Raw genomic sequence first — 16,142 nt, forward strand, 5'->3', positions numbered from 1 at the left:
ATCTGACGACACTCCCGCCTACAGTTCGATAAGCTCAGGGCAGTACAAGGCACCCAGCGAAAGGCGCGTGAACCTATGACCACCATGGTCGTTGTGGCGAGTAAGCACGGCTCCACAGCTGAGATCGGCGAACGTATCGCCGCCACGCTGTCCGCCCGCGGGGTCAAAGCTCATGTCAAGGACGTGGCGGAGGCCGGAGCATGGCTGTATGAGACCGATAACGTTGTGGTCGGCATACCCGTATACCGGCAGAAACTGCTGGGCGAGGGCACCCTCTTCCTGGAGGCCCATCGCACTGAACTCACCGGCAAGCCTATGTTCCTCTACGCGGTGGGCGGCGGGCCCCGGCTCGATCAGAGACTGGTCGAGCAGCTGCGCCGGTTCCCGCACCGGGAGCTAACCTATTTCCGCGGGATGATGGACGCGGAGAAGCTCAGCTTCTTCGAGAAGCTGCAGCTGAAGGTGGCCAGGGCACCCCATGACGCCGACTTCCGCGACTGGCCCGCCATTGAGGACTGGGCGCGCGGTCTGATCGCCTACGGCGTTTCCTGAGCCCCGGCTATGACGGGTTTCGACCTCGGAGGCTTCCGCGCCCAATTCCCCGCTCTGGAGTCCGGGGTGGCTTTCTTCGACGCCCCGGGAGGGACCCAGACCCCGCGGCAGGTGGGGGAGGCGATCGCCGCGGTGCTGACTTCTCCGCTGTCCAACCGGGGCAGCCAGTCAGTCTCCGAACGTAACGCGGAACAGGCTGTGGCGGAGTTCCGCAGCGCCTACGCCGACTTGTTGGCCGCCGATCCGCGCGGCATCGTCTACGGCCGTAGCGCCACCCAGCTGACCTACGACTTCTCCCGGCACCTGTCCAAGGACTGGGGCCCCGGCGACGAGGTGGTGGTCACCCGGCTGGATCACGACTCCAATGTCCGCCCCTGGGTCCAGGCCGCTGAGCGCACCGGCGCCACCCTGCGGTGGATCGATATGAACCCGGCCACCGGAGAGCTGGACACCTCCGATCTGGAGACCGTCATCACCGGGCGGACCCGGCTGCTGGCCGTGACCGCCGCTTCGAACCTCATCGGCACCATCCCTGATGTGGCGGCCCTGGCGGCCGCCGCGCACAGCCACGGGGCCCTAGTCTATGTGGATGGGGTCCACTACACGGCCCATCACCTGGTGGATATCCAGGCGCTCGGCGCGGACTTCTTTGTCTGCTCCCCTTATAAGTTCCTGGGTCCGCACTGTGCGGTGCTCGCGGCTGACCCGCAGCTGCTGGAACGCATCTGGCCGGACAAGCTGCTGCCCTCCTCTGATGAGGTGCCTGAGCGGTTCGAGTTCGGCACCCTGCCCTACGAGATCATGGCCGGTGCGACTGCGGCAGTGGACTTCATCGCAGGCACAGCCGGCGGCAGCCGAAGCCGGCGCGAGAGCCTAGCAGCCTCCCACACGGTGATCGCTGAGCACGAGCAGGCCCTGGCTGGGCGGATCGAAGCAGCCGTGCAGCAGGACTTCGCCTCGAAGGTGGTGCTGCACTCGCGGGCCGGACGGCGCACGCCGACACTGCTGCTGACCTTCCCCGGCCGCAGCTCACGCGAGGTCTCCCGGGCGCTGCATGAGCGGGGCGTGCATGCCCCGGCCGGGTCGTTCTACGCCTATGAGGCGTTCCGCCGGCTGGGTGTGGCCGATGATGCCGGCCTGCGCATCGGCGTAGCTCCCTACACCACCGACGACGACGCCGACCGGCTTCTGGAGGCGCTCGCCGAAGCTCTGGCCTGAGGGCCGGAGAGCTTGGAGGGCCACCAGATCTTCTGCCCGATGTCCGCACAGAGTGCCGGGACCTGGAGGGTGCGCACCACGAAGGTGTCGATGAGCACGCCGAGCGCCACCAGGAAGGCAAGCTGCACCATAAACATGATGGGCAGCACCGCCAGAGCGGAGAAGGTGGCGGCCAGCACAATGCCGGCTGAGGTGATGACCCCGCCAGTGACCACCAACGATCTCAGGGTACCCTCGGCGGCGCCCAGTCCCGGTGTCTCCTCCCGGGCCCGGGTCATCAGGAAGATGTTGTAGTCCACGCCCAGGGCGACCAGGAACATGAAGCCGTAGAGCGGCACAGTGGGGTCAGCCCCGGGGAAGCCGAAGATGTGGTTGAAGACCACCGCTGAGATCCCCAACGCGGTCAGAAACGAGAGCACAGTGGTGCCCACCAGCAGCAGCGGGGCCACCAGCGAGCGCAGCAGCAGAACCAGAATCACAGTGATGGCCACCAGCACGGCAGGGATGATGACTCTCAGGTCCCGTTGGGCCGTCTCATTGGTGTCCAGCTGGGTGGCGGAGGTCCCGCCGACCAGAGTCGGCCCTGACAGTGAGTCCAGCTCCATGCGCAGCTGCCGGACCGTCTCCTCAGCCGCCTGGGAATCACCGGGGGAGGTTAGGGTGGCGGAGATCTGCACCCAGTCGTCCACCTCTGCAGCCTCCTGGGGGCCTTCGGCTGGGGCCCCACCCTCCCCGATGAGGAAAGCCGCACCCACACCCTCAGCATCGGTGACCAGCTCCAGGGCCGGCTCGGCCTCCTCAGCGGAGACGAAGACCGAAGCCGGGCTGCCGGTGCCGGCGTCGAAATGCTCCTCCAGCAGGGCCTGCCCGGATTTGGTGCCGGTCTCACCGAGAACGAACTCGGACTGGGGGATGCCCTCAGCCTTCAGCTGAGGAACTCCGGCGGCACCCAGCAGCAGAAGAAGGGTCACTGCGATCCAGACTGTGCGGGGTCGGGAGCGGACTGCCGCTGCCACCCGCTGCCAGAGCCGGTGCTGGGCCTTCCGGCTGCCGGGGTCGGCAGCATCAGCTGCTTGCGGGACCTGGGGCCAGAAGGCTGGGCGTCCAGTAAGCACCAGCAGTGCCGGCAGGAAGGTCAGCGTGGCCAGCATGGCGAAGACGATCCCGGCGCTAGCCACCGGTCCGAGCGCGCGGTTGGAGTTCAGATCCGAGAACAGCAGGCACAGCAGGGCGACGGCCACAGTGCCGCCAGAGGCCAGGATGGCCGGGGCGGACCGGCGCACAGCCACTGCCAGGGCCGTGATCCGGTTTTCCCGGGAGGCCAGCTCCTCCCGGTAGCGGGCCACCAGCAGCAGTGAGTAGTCGGTGGCCGCACCGATCACCAGAATCGAGAGGATGCCCTGGACCTGCTCGTTGAGCTGAATCCATCCGGCCTGGGCCATCAGGAAGATCACCGTGATGGCTGCGCACAGCGCGCCCACCGAGGACAGCAGCACCAGCAGTGGAAGCAGCACCGAGCGGTAGACCACCACCAGGATGATCAGCACCGCCGCGACGGCCACCAGCAGAAGCAGCCCGTCAATCCCCGCGAAGGCCTCCGAGAGGTCTGCAGACAACGCGGCCGGGCCGGTGACGTAGGCGTTCCAATCACTCTCGGGCAGCTCCTCGGCGGTGAGGCTGCGCAGCTGGCCGAGCAATCCTGCATCCGCAGCCTCCTCATCCAGCAGGGCGGTGATCTGCACGGCCCGGCCGTCCTCGGAGGGCTGCACGGGCAGCAGCTGGACGACGCCCTCCAGCTCTCCCACCTCCTCTGCCAGGGCCTCTGCGGCCCCGATCTGCTCCTGGGACAGCTCGGGGGCGTCAGCGCCGGCTGCGGTGGCGATGATGGTGGCGGGGACGGCGTCGTCCTCGGAGAACTGCTGCTGAAGCTCGGAGGCACGGGTGGACTCGGCCTCGGCGGGGAGGAAGGTGGCCTGGTCGCTGCTGGTGACTGAGGACAGGTTCCCGAAGGTCTGGCCTCCCCATGCGGTCCACAGGAGCCAGATCAGTACTAAGGCGGCCGGGATCACCGCACGGACCAGGGGGCGAGGGGCTGTGGTCACCCTCGCTGCCTGTTGGTGTGGATCTTGGTGATGGTGTTCCAGGTGCGGGTGGTGATCTCGGCACCGTAGCGGCGCTGCAGCCAGGCCATATAGTCCGGGGTCTTGCCCCGGGTCTGGTCCACCACTGCCAACAGCGCCCGGGAGGCGGCGTCGTATCCGAGCACCCGGACGTGGGGGAGCGGCTCAGCGGGAAGCTGCTGGGCTCCGGAATCCAGGGGCTCCTTGAAGAAGGTGAGGGTTAGATAGCTTTGCTTGCCGTGGGAGAGCGCCCCGAACGGTTCACGCTGCGCCAGCTCATCGATCTCCTGCCTGCTGCGCAGGATGGTGCCGCCGCCGATGCCGGTTTGGTGCTGCAGGGCCTGCTGGATGCGGCTCTCCAGCACCGGTACGGGGTCTTCGGAGCTGGTGGTGAACAGGACGTTCCCGCTGGAGAGCAGCGTGGTGACCTCGTCGAAGCCGAGCCCGGAGAACGTCTCACGCAGCTTGTCGTTGCCGGGCTTGCCCGGGGATATCCCGCGCAGCAGCGCACAGTAGGAGGTCACCAGTCCAGGGTAAGCCGTAGGCCTATCAACTCGATAGACTCACTGCTGGCGGGTGGCGATCTCAGCTTCCACCAGTCCGCCGAAGCGGCTGGGGATCACTGAGCTCCAGACCTCCTTGAGTTCATCCAGGCCGATGCCGAAGCTGCCGCCCTCGAACGGACCGGAGACCTCCAGTCCGCCGGAGACTGCGTCCACCACGCCCAGGCGCAGCGCGGGGAAACGGCGGGCGCTGGTCATATCAGTGAAGCGCAGTTCCTCGGACCGGGGCAGTGCCACCAGGGCGCGGCCCTGAGATTCGCTGAACAGGGCGGTGAAGGGGTCTACGCCATCACGTTCGCACAGCTCATCCAGGGCCGTCCGGGAGCCGACGCCGAAGCGTAGGCTCATCTCCGCCAGGGCAGCTGCGAGCCCACCCTCTGAGAGGTCATGGGCTGAATCGATCATGCCGTCCCGGGAGGCGTTGATCAGGATCTCGCCCAGGGTCTTCTCCGCTGCCAGATCCACCTTGGGCGGCAGGCCGCCGAGGTGCCCGCGGAGTCGTGCGAACTCGGAGCCGTCCAGTTCGTCGGCGGTGGTGCCGAGCAGATAGATCGCTTGCCCGTCAGCCCAGCGTTGGAAGCCGGAGGGGGTGCGGCGGGCGACGTCGTCGAACTTGCCCATCACCCCGACCACTGGGGTGGGATGGATGGCCCGGCCGGCGGTCTGGTTGTAGAGGCTCACATTGCCGCCGGTGACCGGGATGCCTAGGGTCTTGCAGCCGTCGGCGAGCCCGCGCACAGCCTCGGCGAACTGCCACATGATCTCCGGGTCCTCCGGGGAGCCGAAGTTCAGGCAGTCGGAGACTGCCATCGGTACGGCACCTGAGGTGGCCACGTTCCGGTAGGCCTCAGCCAGGGCCAGCTGGGCCCCGGTGTAGGGGTCCAGATAGGCGTAACGGCCGTTGCAGTCGGTGGCCAGGCCTACCCCGAGCCCGGTCTCCTCATCAACGCGGATCACTCCGGCGTCGTCGGGCTGGGACAGGGCGGTGTTGCCACCCACGAATCGGTCGTACTGGTCGGTGATCCAGGAGACATCAGTCATATTCGGTGAGCTCATCAGCTCTACCACTGCCTCACCCAGTTCCTCCGCAGTGGCAGGTAGGTCCGCCGCCGCATCAGAGATGCGGAAGGTGTCTGCCTGCAGATCGTCCTGCCAGTCCGGGCGGTGGTACGGCCGCTCGTAGACCGGACCGTCATGGGCCACGGTGCGGGGGTCGACGTCTACGATCGTCTCGCCGTCCCATTCGATGATCAGCCGGCCGGTGTCAGTGACCTCGCCCAGCCAGGAGTACTCCACGCCCCATTTGCCCATCACGGCCTCGAAGGCCTCGGCGTTGCCCGGGGTGACCACTGCCATCATGCGTTCCTGGGACTCGCTCATCAGGATCTCGCCAGGGGTCAGTGTGGGGTCGCGCAGCAGCACTTTGGTCAGCTCCACATGCATGCCGCCCTCCCCGTTGGAGGCCAGCTCGGAGGTCGCGCAGCTGATGCCGGCGGCCCCCAGGTCCTGGATGCCCTCCACCAGCTCGCTGTGGAAGAGCTCCAGACAGCATTCGATGAGTACCTTCTCTGCGAAGGGGTCACCCACCTGTACGGCCGGGCGCTTGGAGGGCTTGGTGTCGTCGAAGGACTCACTGGCCAGCACGGAGGCTCCGCCGATGCCGTCGCCGCCGGTGCGCGCCCCGAAGAGCACCACTTTGTTGCCCACCCCGGAAGCGTTGGCCAGTCGCAGGTCCTCATGTTTGAGCACACCCACAGCCAGGGCATTGACCAGGGGGTTCTGCTGGTAGACAGAGTCGAAGACCACCTCGCCGCCGATATTCGGCAGGCCCAGGGAGTTGCCGTAGCCGCCGATGCCGGAGACCACCCCGGGCAGCACACGTTTGGTGTCCGGGTGGTCGATATCGCCGAAGCGCAGCGGGTCCATCACCGCCACCGGGCGCGCACCCATGGAGATGATGTCGCGCACGATGCCGCCGATCCCGGTGGCAGCCCCCTGATAGGGCTCCACATAGGAGGGGTGGTTATGCGATTCGATCTTGAAGGTCACCGCCCAGCCGTCGCCGAGATTGGTGACCCCGGCGTTCTCGCCGATGCCGACCATCAGGTCTTTCTTCATCTCCTCGGTGACCTTCTCGCCGAACTGGCGCAGGTGGACCTTGGAGGACTTATAGGAGCAGTGCTCGGACCACATCACTGAGTACATGGCCAACTCTGCGGCGGTGGGACGCCGGCCCAGGATCTGCACGATCCGGTGGTACTCGTCTTCCTTCAGCCCCAGCTCGGCCCAGGGAAGCTCTGTCTCCGGGGTGGTGGAGGCGTTCTCGACAGTATCGATATTGAAAGATGTGCTGCTCTGTGTCACTTGCTGCCTCCTGCCAGGGACGAGACCACGGACGTGAAGATAGTCAGCCCGTCGGTGCCCTCCCGTAAGCCTGTAGCGTCGTCGGGCCCGTATCCGGCCTCCACAGCGTGCTCTGGGTGGGGCATCAGGCCCACCACATTGCCCCGCTCATTGGTGACCCCGGCGATGTGATTGCGCGAGCCGTTGGGGTTCTCGCCCACATAGCGGAACACCACGCGCCCCTCGGCCTCAATGGCCTCCAGCTCCTCAGCGGAGACCACATACTGGCCGTCCTGGTTCTTCATCGGCACGGTGATCAGCTCATCCTGGGTGAATTGGGAGGTCCAGGCGGTCTCCGTGTTCTCCACCCGCAGCACCTGGTCTTTGCAGATGAACTTCAGGTGGTCGTTCTTGATCATGGACCCGGGCAGCAGCTGCGCCTCGGTGAGCACCTGGAAGCCGTTGCAGATGCCCAGCACCGGAAGCGGGGAGGACGACGCCGCGGCCGCACCTGCCTCTTTCACCACTGTGTCCATCACCGGGGCGAAGCGGGCTATGGCGCCGGCTCGCAGATAGTCGCCGTAGCTGAACCCGCCCGGCAGGATCACCGCGTCCACCCCGTGCAGGGACTGATCGGCGTGCCAGAGGGGCACCGGGGTGCCGCCGCCGAGGCGAACGGCCCGGGCGGCGTCGCGGTCGTCAAGGGTGCCGGGGAAAGTGATGACCCCGATGCGGGCACCCTCCAGCGGGCCGGAGGGGGTTACGGCGGTGAACTCGCCGATCAGGGGGGTGTCGGTGGGCGTCGTCGTCATCTTTTCTCAGATGTCCTCAGCCACGGTCACGGACACTACGTCCTCGATCACCGGGTTGGAGAGCATCTCGGCGGCGGCTCTGCGGGCGGAGTCCAGCAGCTCATCGGTGACCTGGCCCTCCACGGTCAGCTCAAAGCGCTTGCCCTGCCGGACCCCGGCGAATCCGGTGAAGCCCAGGTGGGGGAGTGCGTTAGCGATGGCTTTGCCCTGCGGGTCGAGGATCTCGGGCTTGGGCATGACCTCGACGACGATCGTAGGCACAGATGTCTCCTGCATAAGGTAGGCGGCGCGAAACTGCTGCACCAGTCTACCGGGGATGGGCCCACTGATTAGTCATCCAGGCGGTGGTAGCCGTAGAGATCGTGCATCGTCTCGTTGATGTAGAGCTGCCGACCGTTCGGCTGGAGCACGCGCAGCGACCGGCCGTAGGATTCGTCGATCACCGTGGCCTGAAGTCCCCGGTCTTCTAGTTCAGCGGCGAGGCCGAGGACGTCGCCCGTCTCACCGAGCACCTGCACCACAGGCCTCCCCTGGGGCAGGTCCACAGCGATGGACTCCTGCCGGCGGTGTGCCAACTGCACCCGGATCCCGTCCAGTGGGTGGCCCACTGGCACCTCGCCCAGCATCAGCTGTCCGGAGTCGGCGGTGAGCACGGTCACCATCGGATCGACCGCCTCGGTGGGCCGCAGGCCGAGTTTCAGATAGAACTCTCGCCAGCGTGCATAGTCCGAGCTGAACTGGACTGGCTGAACGGTGAGGGCGGGCAGCCCGGTGGTGGGCGGCGTCGTCACTTCTTGTCCTCCTTCTCTGCGGACTCCAGGTATTCGGTGAGGATGTTCTCCACAAAGGCGGAGAGGGAAAGGCCCTCATCAATGCAGCGGTGCTTGACCGCGCGCACCAATTCCGGGGGCAGGTAGACGTTGAACTGCTGCTTCTTCTCATCTGGCATACGAGTATGCTAGCAAATTAGCGCTGGTGGTATTGGGCACAATGGACTGGGAGCGGGAAGAAGGGCGGGGGCTGCGGTGTTGGGCACGGTGGTAGTTCAAATTTGAAGCACTCCGTGAAGGGGAAGTCATGGTTCAGCAGCTGAACATCGGGATCCTCGGCGCCGGCCGAGTCGGCACCGCCGTGGGCCGCCAGGCGGTGCGTGCCGGGCACACGGTGAGGATCGCCACCGGCAAGCCGGCTGAGCAGATCAAGCTGCTCACCGAGGTGATCGTCCCCGGGGCTCAAGCGGTCAACAAAGAGCAGCTGCGGGGCTCGGACATCATTGTGGTGGCCGTGCCGCTGCACAAATACCGCAGCATCGACACCGCAGTGCTGGCCGGGCATGTGGTCATCGACACCATGAACTACTGGGCACCGGTGGACGGTGTGATGGAGGAGTTCGAGTCCGGCCGGTCCACCTCGGAGGTGATCGCGGGGTTCCTCGGTGACGACGTGCAACTTGTCAAAACCCTGAATCACATCGGCTACGGCGATCTGGAGGTGGACTCCTATCCCGCCGGTGCCCCCGAGCGCCGGGCACTGGCGGTGGCATCAGATCACGACGACGCCAAGCAGCTGGTGGCAGCTTTCATCGACTCCCTCGGCTACGACGCCGTGGACGCCGGGCCGCTGGCTGCCGGCAGGGCCTTTGAGAACGGCACCGAGATCTTCAACGGCAGGCACACGGCCGAGCAGATGCAGGCTCTGCTCAACGAGTGCGCGCGGGTGCTGGCAGCGGTCTAACCCCGAGGTGCTGCTGTGGAGACCCCGTCCAGATAACCGGACTAACCCGGAAAACAGCTGACGCGAAGCTGATGGAGCGCTACACTGGAAATTGTAATCTCGCACCTGAAACTTGAGGGCGGCGGTTTCCCACCAGAAGCCGTCGTCCTCAAGTCGTTAAGTCGCCCCACCCCGCCACAACCTCACCAATCCTGGACCTCAAGGCCTGGGCCTGCTCAGAGAAGGCCTTCTGCGCCCGGGCGTATTCGGCCCGTCCTGTTGGTTCTTCAATCCTCACCGGCTCATAGCCCCAGTCCTGCAGGTCATAGGGGGAGGCGCGCATATCCAGTTCCCGGATCCGCCAGGCCAGGTCGAAACACTCCAGCAGCAGATCACTGCCCAGGGCCGGGCTGAGCTTATACGCCCATTTGTAGAGATCCATATTGGCATGCAGGCAGCCCGGCTGCTCCAGCTGCATCTGCGTTTCTCTGCTCGGCTGCAGAGCGTTCAGCGGCTTGGCCGAAGGGGTGTAGAAGCGGAAGGCGTCGAAATGGCTGCATCGAATGGTCAGGGACTCCACCACCTCATCGGTGCCCTCAGGCCCCAGCCGCAGCGGCACCTGGTCGTGGCGCTGGCCGTGCTGGGCTGAGCGGTAGACCATCGCCCACTCGTGCAGGCCGAAACAGCCCAGCTGAGCCGGCCGTGCCGAGGTCTGGCTGAGCAGGCGACCGGCGAAGCTGATCATGGCGGCTCGTTCGGTGCAGAACGCCTTGAGGTCGACTGTGGCCCCGCCGCTGGGAGTGCCGTCCGGAACCGTGGTGTAGAACTTCCAGCCGGCCTGTTCTGCCCCGCCTGCCCCTTCCAGGACCTTGCCTGCACCGGGGTGCCAACGGGCCAATTGGCCGGGTTTGAAGGAGTAGTAGGTGAAGAGGAAGTCCTCCACCGGATGCTTCAACCCGGCATTACGGCGAGTCAGAAAGCCCTCGGTGTAGCGCCGGACCTTCTGATGGTGGGCTGCGGCACGCTGCCGGTGCTCCTCAGCGGGAATCAGCACCGAACCGGCCTACCGGCCGGTGCCGGCGTAGACCTTGGCCTCCTCATCGGAGTCCAGCTCGAAGGCGGTGTGGATAGCCTGTACGGCCTTGTCCAGCAGCTCCACATCGGTGATCACTGAGACGCGGATCTCCGAGGTGGAGATCAGGCCGATGTTGATGCCGGCATCGCGCAGGGCGGTGAAGAACCGGGCGGAGACTCCGGGGTGATTGCGCATGCCGCCGCCCACCAGGGAGACCTTGCCCACCTGGGGCACAAAGTCCAGGTTCTGGAAGCCGATGCTCTCTTTGTTCTCCAGCAGGATGCGCTGGGCCTTCTCGCCGTCTGCCCCGGGCAGAGTGAAGGAGATATTGGTGGTCTGGGTCTCCATGGAGACGTCCTGGACAATCATGTCGATGTTGATGGAGGCCTCAGCGATCCGGTTGAAGATCTCAGCGGCCTTGCCGGGCACATCCGGGACCCCGGTGATGGTCAGTTTGCCTTCAGAGGAATCGTGCGCGATGCCGGAGATGATGGGCTGTTCCAAGGGTTCGCCTTCCTTGATGGTGACTTTGTCTGACTCGTCGGGGATGACCCAGGTGCCTTCCTTCTCGGAGAAGGAGGAGCGCACGTGCAGCTTCACGCCGAACCGGCGCGCATACTCCACACTGCGCAGGTGTAGCACCTTGGTGCCTGCCGCAGCCATTTCCAGCATGTCTTCACTGGAGATGGTGTCGATCTTCCGTGCAGTCCTGACCACCCGTGGATCGGCGGTGAAGACTCCGTCCACATCGGTGTAGATCTCGCAGACATCGGCGTTCAGGGCGGCGGCCAGGGCCACCGCAGTGGTGTCGGATCCGCCGCGGCCCATAGTGGTGATGTCCTTGGACTCCCGGCTCATGCCCTGGAACCCGGCAACGATCCCCACATGGCCTTCGTCCACCGCGGCCTGCACCCGTTTGGGAGAGACCTCGATGATCCGTGCCTTGCCGTGGATGGCATCGGTGATCATCCCGGCCTGGGAGCCGGTGAAAGACTGAGCGGTCTCACCGAGCTCGTGGATGGCCATGGCCAGCAGCGCCATGGACATGCGCTCCCCGGAGGAGAGCAGGATGTCCATCTCCCGCAGCGGCGGGTGTGAGGAGATATCGGCGGCGAGGTCCAGCAGATCATCTGTGGTGTCGCCCATGGCGGAGACCACCACCACCACTTGGTTGCCGGCCTTCTTGGTGTCCACGATCCGCCGGGCCACACGTTTGATGGACTCGGCGTCCTGAACGGAACTTCCGCCGTACTTCTGAACGATCAGACTCATAGAGGTATCTGCTCACTCCCGGTGAGGAATTGAAGGTGTCAGGGACTCTTCGGCGCGACGGCGCGCTGCCCACCAGTTTACGCCGCAGGCGTGGTGGGCGCCGTCGTCCTGTTAATGGCCCAGCACAGCGCCCAGGAACTTCTTGGTGCGCTCATGGCTGGGATTGGTGAAGATCTGCTCGGGATGCCCCTCCTCGACCACGCGCCCACCGTCGAACATCATGACTTTGTGGCTGACGTCGCGGGCGAAGCCCATCTCATGGGTGACGATGAGCATGGTCACATTGGTGGTGTCGGCCACCTCGCGCAGGATGTTGAGCACATCGCCCACCACTTCGGGGTCCAGTGCGGAGGTGACTTCGTCCAATAGGAGGATCTCCGGGTCCATGGCCAGTGCCCGGGCGATGGCCACCCGCTGCTGCTGCCCGCCCGAGAGGCTGGTGGGGTGGGCATCGGCCTTATCCGGCAGGCCCACCTGTTCCAGCAGGGAGTGGGCCTTCTGCACCGCCTGGGCCTTGGTCTGGCCCAGCACGTGGATGGGGGCCTCGGTGATGTTCTCCAGCACGGTCATATTGGGAAACAGGTTGAACTGCTGGAACACCATCCCAATCCGGGTGCGCAGGGCCTTCTGCTGCTTTTTGGAGACCGGAACGCGTTTGCCGCCGCGCTGCTCATGGGTCAGCGGCTGGCCGTCGATGTAGATGTAGCCGCCGGAGAGCTCCTCCAGGGTCATCACTAGGCGCAGGATAGTGGTCTTACCGGAGCCGGAGGGGCCGATCAGGGTCACTCGTTCTCCGCGGGCTACCTGGAAGTTGAGGTCCTTGAGCACCACATTATCGCCGAAGCGCTTCTCCACATCGACGAACTCGATGACGGGGGTATCAGCAGACGACGACGCCGCAGGGCTGGGTTGGGTGCCGGCGGCTTCAGTGGGCGTAGGCAAGGCGCTTCTCCAATCGGTTGACGAGAACGGCAGTGGGGTAGCTGGCGGCCAGGAAGATCAGCCCGGCGATGGTGTAGACCTCGGTGTGACGGGACAGCGGTGCGCCGTATGCGCTGGCTGCGGTGACCATCTCGGCCACGCCGATCACGATCAGGAACGGGGTGTCCTTGAACATCGAGATGGCGTAATTGCCCAGTGAGGGCACCGTGGAGCGCAGCGCCTGGGGGATGACCACCTTCTGCCAGGTGCGCACCGGGGACATGGACAGGGCCGTGGTGGCCTCCCACTGGCCCTTGGGCACAGATTCGATGCCGGCCCGGTAGACCTCGGACATATAGGTGGCGTAGTGCACGCCGAAGACGATGATGCCCATGGTCAGCGGCTCGATGGTGCCCAGGAAGGCCCAGAAGACGAAGATCAGCTGCACCACGATCGGGGTCATCCGGATGAAGTTGGCCAGCCATTTCACGATCCACGCCAGCGGTTTGGGCAGGGTGAGGATCAGGACCGCGATGACCAAGCCCAGCACTGCGGCGATCAGCGTGCCGAGCACGGTGACCAGCAGGGTGTACTTGATGAAGGCTTCCAGGATGGAGGGGAAGGCGTCGATGGCCACATCCCAGTCCCAGAAGGGGGTTCTGCGGACCTCCTCCTCGTCGATCAGGGTGGGATCATCGATCTCTTGGGCGTAGAGGTTCTCGAGGCTCATCGCTCACCCCCAGCGGTGCTCTTCTGCTGCGGCTGTCCGGCGGGGCTGGTCTCAGGGATGACGGCCTTAGGAGCGGGGGAGAGGATCTCCCGCAGGGAGGGTCCGCGGCCGAGCTTATGCTTGGCCCGGGCCTCCAGGGCCTGCATGAACACGGTGATCACCAGCGCCAGCAAGAAGTAGATGACCAGCCCGATGAAGGCATGGGAGAACCAGATGTCAGTGGGTCTGCGCAACTGGTTGAGCTGGGCGGTGAAGTCGCTGACCAGCGGAATGACGTAGGCGATGGCGCTGCCTTTGAGCAGGTGGACCCATAGGTTGGTCAAGGAGGGGATCATCAGTGCCCAGGCCTGGGGGAAGATGACCCGGCGGATCTTATGCGGCCAGGACATCGACAGCGCAGTGGTGGCCTCCCACTGGCCTTTGGGCACGGTGGTCAATGAGGCGCGGACTGCTTCTGCCCCGTAGGCGCCGTAGTTCAGGCCCAGGGCGAAGACGCCGAGCAGGAAGGTGCTCTCTACGATGCCCCGGAATGGCAGCCCCGGGTTGTACATCCACAGCAGCGGCAGGATGTACATCAGCCAGAACAGCAGCACCACCAGGGAGATGCCGCGGAAGACCTCGATGAGGACGCGGGCGGGTGCCCGCAGCCATAGGCTGGGTGAACCTGCCATAAGACCCAGGGCCACGGCGATGACAAAGGCCAGCAGACCGCCGTAGATACTCAGCTGGATGGTGACCCAGAGGCCGTCGAGCAGACGGTCCGACCAGTTCCAGAGGACCTGGAAGTAGCCGGGCCAGTCTTCGAAGAATTCCACAGGTGTTCCCCTCAGAGCTTCGGAGCGAGGTGTTGATCAGCGCTTTTGCGGCCGACCCCAAGGGCGGGGTCGGCCGCAAAAGGAAGGCGACTAATCCGGCAGGATCAGTCGAGGTACTGTTCGGTCAGCTCCTCAGGATCCTCATCGCAGAGCTCCTGGGCGGTGATGCCAGCCGGCGGCATCTCAGCCTCGGTGAAGCCGAACTCGCTGACGATCTCGAGGTACTCGCCGGATTCCATCAGGTCCGCCAGCTCGGCGTTGAACTCATCAATCAGCTCGGTGTCCTCATGCCGGAAGGCGTGGGCGCCGATGGAGATCTCATGGGCGAACGGTGCAGTGACGGTCAACCCTTCCATATCGCCGGCCATGGACTCCAGGGAGATGGCGGTCAGGGCGAAGACATCGGCTGCCCCACCTTCCACGTAGTCCACGCCGTCGGCTGCACTGTCCACGGTGCTGTGCTCGATGCCCAGGTCATCCATCCACCCGGACTCGATCGCCCCGGAGAGCGCGATGATGTCCAGGTCGGACTCCGCCAGATCATCGAAGGTCTCCAAGCCTGCTGCGTTCTCGTCGGCCACCAGGAAGGCGGTGGTGTAGACCAGCTCAGGCTCACCGAAGGAAGCCTGCTCACAGCGGTCAGCGTTGATGGACATGCCCGCCGAGACCACGTCCCAGTGGCCTGCGTTCAGCCCGGGAATCAGATTGTCCCAGGTGGGCTCCTCCTCGAAGGTGACGTTGTACCCCAGACGGTTCTCGAAGATCTCCTCAGCTACGGCGATGGTGGCGCCGGTGGGCTCGCCGGTCTCTTCATCGATCCAAGAGTATGGCTCCTCGCCGAAGAGGGAGATGGTCAGTTCATCGCCCTCGACGGTGATCTCCTCACCATCGCCCTCCGCAGTGCCGTTCTCCTCGGCCGCGCCGTTGCCGTTGTCGGGCTCCTCGCCGTTCTCCTCGCCGTTGTCACCGCAGGCGGTGAGCACCAGGAGTGCAGCAGCGGAGAACGCGCCTGCGCGCAGAGCGGATGTCTTGAAGGTCATGAGTTCTACCTCTGTTTCCTCGATTGTGTTGTGCGAGTCGATCTCTCCGCCGCCTCGCTAGGTTGTCAACAATCCTACGAGTGCGGCGCGGAGATATCTAGGTCTACGCTAAGGAATAACAAAGGATTTACAAAGTGAAACTGGCTGCGCAGGGTCTGTTATCGCCTTCCAGGTGATTTTTGAGAATTACTGCCGAATTTATCGGCAACTCCCGTACATGCCCGCTATGAGGGCCCAGCAGCTGTTGCGGGAAACGCCAGAGAAAATCCAGCGAGTTAGCGCGGATCACATCTCAATAACCTTTTGGTGGGACCGCCCTGAGAGGTGGTTTAAGGCGAGATATGGCTTACCGGGGGCGAATCCGCGATCAGCTCAGCGCGGTGCGGCCTTCGAAAGCGCGGCCCAGGGTGACATCATCGGCGTACTCCAAGTCCCCGCCCACCGGCAGCCCGGAGGCCAACCGGGTGATCCTGATGCCCAGGGAGCCGAGCATCCGCACCAGATAGGTGGCGGTGGCCTCGCCCTCCAGGTTGGGATCAGTGGCGATGATGACTTCCTGGATGGTCTCATCAGAGAGCCGGTTCAGCAGCTCGCGGATATGCAGCTGGTCCGGGCCGATCCCCGCGATCGGATTGATTGCTCCGCCCAAGACGTGGTACCGGCCGCGGAAGCTGCGGGTGCGCTCAATGGCCATGACGTCCTTGGATTCCTCGACCACACACAGCACCGAAGGTTCCCGGCGGGTGTCCTGGCAGATGCGGCAGGTGGCCTCCTCGGAGACGTTGAAGCAGATCTCGCAGAACTGCACCTTCTCCTTGACCGTGCGGATCGCCTCGGCGAGCCGGCGCATATCATCGGCGTCAGCCTCCAGGATGTGGAATGCCACCCGCTGGGCCGATTTGGGTCCGATGCCTGGGAGCCGGCCGAGCTCATCGATCAGGTCTTGGACTGCGCCTTCATACACAGTG

17 protein-coding genes are annotated in these 16,142 nt (G+C 65.0%); 3 read left to right on the top strand and 14 right to left on the bottom strand.

Going from position 1 to position 16,142, the window contains the following annotated elements:
• Nucleotides 1-75: 75 nt before the first annotated feature.
• The gene (locus GNZ21_RS04630; protein ID WP_157321795.1) at nucleotides 76-552 is read left to right on the top strand and encodes a flavodoxin domain-containing protein; all 477 of its coding nucleotides are present in this window, start codon (nucleotides 76-78) and stop codon (nucleotides 550-552) included.
• Between the two features lie 9 nt (nucleotides 553-561).
• The gene (locus GNZ21_RS04635; protein ID WP_157321796.1) at nucleotides 562-1,770 is read left to right on the top strand and encodes a cysteine desulfurase-like protein; all 1,209 of its coding nucleotides are present in this window, start codon (nucleotides 562-564) and stop codon (nucleotides 1,768-1,770) included.
• Here GNZ21_RS04635 and GNZ21_RS04640 read toward each other — a convergent pair.
• The 7 genes from GNZ21_RS04640 to GNZ21_RS04670 form a co-directional block, all read right to left on the bottom strand.
• Nucleotides 1,710-3,872 (bottom strand): MMPL family transporter, encoded by a 2,163-nt coding sequence (locus tag GNZ21_RS04640; protein WP_229659437.1) that lies wholly within the window; start codon nucleotides 3,870-3,872, stop codon nucleotides 1,710-1,712. The two genes, GNZ21_RS04635 and GNZ21_RS04640, sit on opposite strands and share 61 nt — an antisense overlap.
• On the bottom strand, nucleotides 3,869-4,414 hold the full coding sequence (locus GNZ21_RS04645) for a DUF1697 domain-containing protein (RefSeq protein WP_188503551.1): 546 nt from the start codon (nucleotides 4,412-4,414) through the stop codon (nucleotides 3,869-3,871). Before GNZ21_RS04645 ends, GNZ21_RS04640 begins: the two co-directional genes overlap by 4 nt.
• A 39-nt stretch (nucleotides 4,415-4,453) precedes the next feature.
• On the bottom strand, nucleotides 4,454-6,817 hold the full coding sequence (purL, locus tag GNZ21_RS04650) for a phosphoribosylformylglycinamidine synthase subunit PurL (RefSeq protein WP_188503552.1): 2,364 nt from the start codon (nucleotides 6,815-6,817) through the stop codon (nucleotides 4,454-4,456).
• The gene (gene purQ, locus GNZ21_RS04655; protein WP_157321798.1) at nucleotides 6,814-7,608 is read right to left on the bottom strand and encodes a phosphoribosylformylglycinamidine synthase subunit PurQ; all 795 of its coding nucleotides are present in this window, start codon (nucleotides 7,606-7,608) and stop codon (nucleotides 6,814-6,816) included. The genes purL and purQ overlap by 4 nt, the downstream gene beginning before the upstream one ends.
• Nucleotides 7,609-7,614: 6 nt before the next feature.
• Entirely contained in the window at nucleotides 7,615-7,869 is a 255-nt protein-coding gene (gene purS, locus GNZ21_RS04660; RefSeq protein WP_188503553.1) for a phosphoribosylformylglycinamidine synthase subunit PurS, read from the bottom strand.
• Between the two features lie 68 nt (nucleotides 7,870-7,937).
• Nucleotides 7,938-8,399, bottom strand: coding sequence for a VOC family protein (locus GNZ21_RS04665; RefSeq protein WP_157321803.1), 462 nt, complete (start codon nucleotides 8,397-8,399; stop codon nucleotides 7,938-7,940).
• Nucleotides 8,396-8,557, bottom strand: coding sequence for a ribbon-helix-helix domain-containing protein (locus GNZ21_RS04670; protein ID WP_157321805.1), 162 nt, complete (start codon nucleotides 8,555-8,557; stop codon nucleotides 8,396-8,398). The genes GNZ21_RS04665 and GNZ21_RS04670 overlap by 4 nt, the downstream gene beginning before the upstream one ends.
• A gap of 128 nt (nucleotides 8,558-8,685) precedes the next feature.
• Here GNZ21_RS04670 and GNZ21_RS04675 point away from each other — a divergent pair, with 128 nt between their 5' ends.
• Nucleotides 8,686-9,342: an NADPH-dependent F420 reductase gene (locus tag GNZ21_RS04675; protein WP_157321807.1), complete on the top strand. Its 657-nt coding sequence runs from the start codon at nucleotides 8,686-8,688 to the stop codon at nucleotides 9,340-9,342.
• Nucleotides 9,343-9,490: 148 nt separating this feature from the next.
• Here GNZ21_RS04675 and GNZ21_RS04680 read toward each other — a convergent pair whose 3' ends face one another.
• The 7 genes from GNZ21_RS04680 to recR form a co-directional block, all read right to left on the bottom strand.
• Entirely contained in the window at nucleotides 9,491-10,372 is an 882-nt protein-coding gene (locus tag GNZ21_RS04680) for a 3-methyladenine DNA glycosylase (protein WP_157321983.1), read from the bottom strand.
• A gap of 12 nt (nucleotides 10,373-10,384) precedes the next feature.
• Complete coding sequence (locus GNZ21_RS04685) at nucleotides 10,385-11,668, bottom strand: aspartate kinase (protein WP_157321809.1); 1,284 nt, start codon at nucleotides 11,666-11,668, stop codon at nucleotides 10,385-10,387.
• Nucleotides 11,669-11,779: 111 nt separating this feature from the next.
• On the bottom strand, nucleotides 11,780-12,610 hold the full coding sequence (ehuA, locus tag GNZ21_RS04690) for an ectoine/hydroxyectoine ABC transporter ATP-binding protein EhuA (protein ID WP_157321811.1): 831 nt from the start codon (nucleotides 12,608-12,610) through the stop codon (nucleotides 11,780-11,782).
• Nucleotides 12,594-13,319, bottom strand: coding sequence for an amino acid ABC transporter permease (locus GNZ21_RS04695; RefSeq protein ID WP_157321813.1), 726 nt, complete (start codon nucleotides 13,317-13,319; stop codon nucleotides 12,594-12,596). Before GNZ21_RS04695 ends, ehuA begins: the two co-directional genes overlap by 17 nt.
• On the bottom strand, nucleotides 13,316-14,134 hold the full coding sequence (locus GNZ21_RS04700) for an amino acid ABC transporter permease (RefSeq protein WP_188503554.1): 819 nt from the start codon (nucleotides 14,132-14,134) through the stop codon (nucleotides 13,316-13,318). The genes GNZ21_RS04695 and GNZ21_RS04700 overlap by 4 nt, the downstream gene beginning before the upstream one ends.
• 104 nt (nucleotides 14,135-14,238) lie before the next feature.
• Entirely contained in the window at nucleotides 14,239-15,174 is a 936-nt protein-coding gene (locus GNZ21_RS04705) for a transporter substrate-binding domain-containing protein (RefSeq protein ID WP_157321815.1), read from the bottom strand.
• Between the two features lie 367 nt (nucleotides 15,175-15,541).
• Nucleotides 15,542-16,138, bottom strand: coding sequence for a recombination mediator RecR (gene recR / locus GNZ21_RS04710; RefSeq protein WP_188503555.1), 597 nt, complete (start codon nucleotides 16,136-16,138; stop codon nucleotides 15,542-15,544).
• Nucleotides 16,139-16,142: the final 4 nt, after the last annotated feature.

The sequence above is a fragment of the Nesterenkonia alkaliphila genome (assembly GCF_009758175.1).
GTDB classification, from domain to species: Bacteria; Actinomycetota; Actinomycetes; order Actinomycetales; family Micrococcaceae; genus Nesterenkonia; species Nesterenkonia alkaliphila.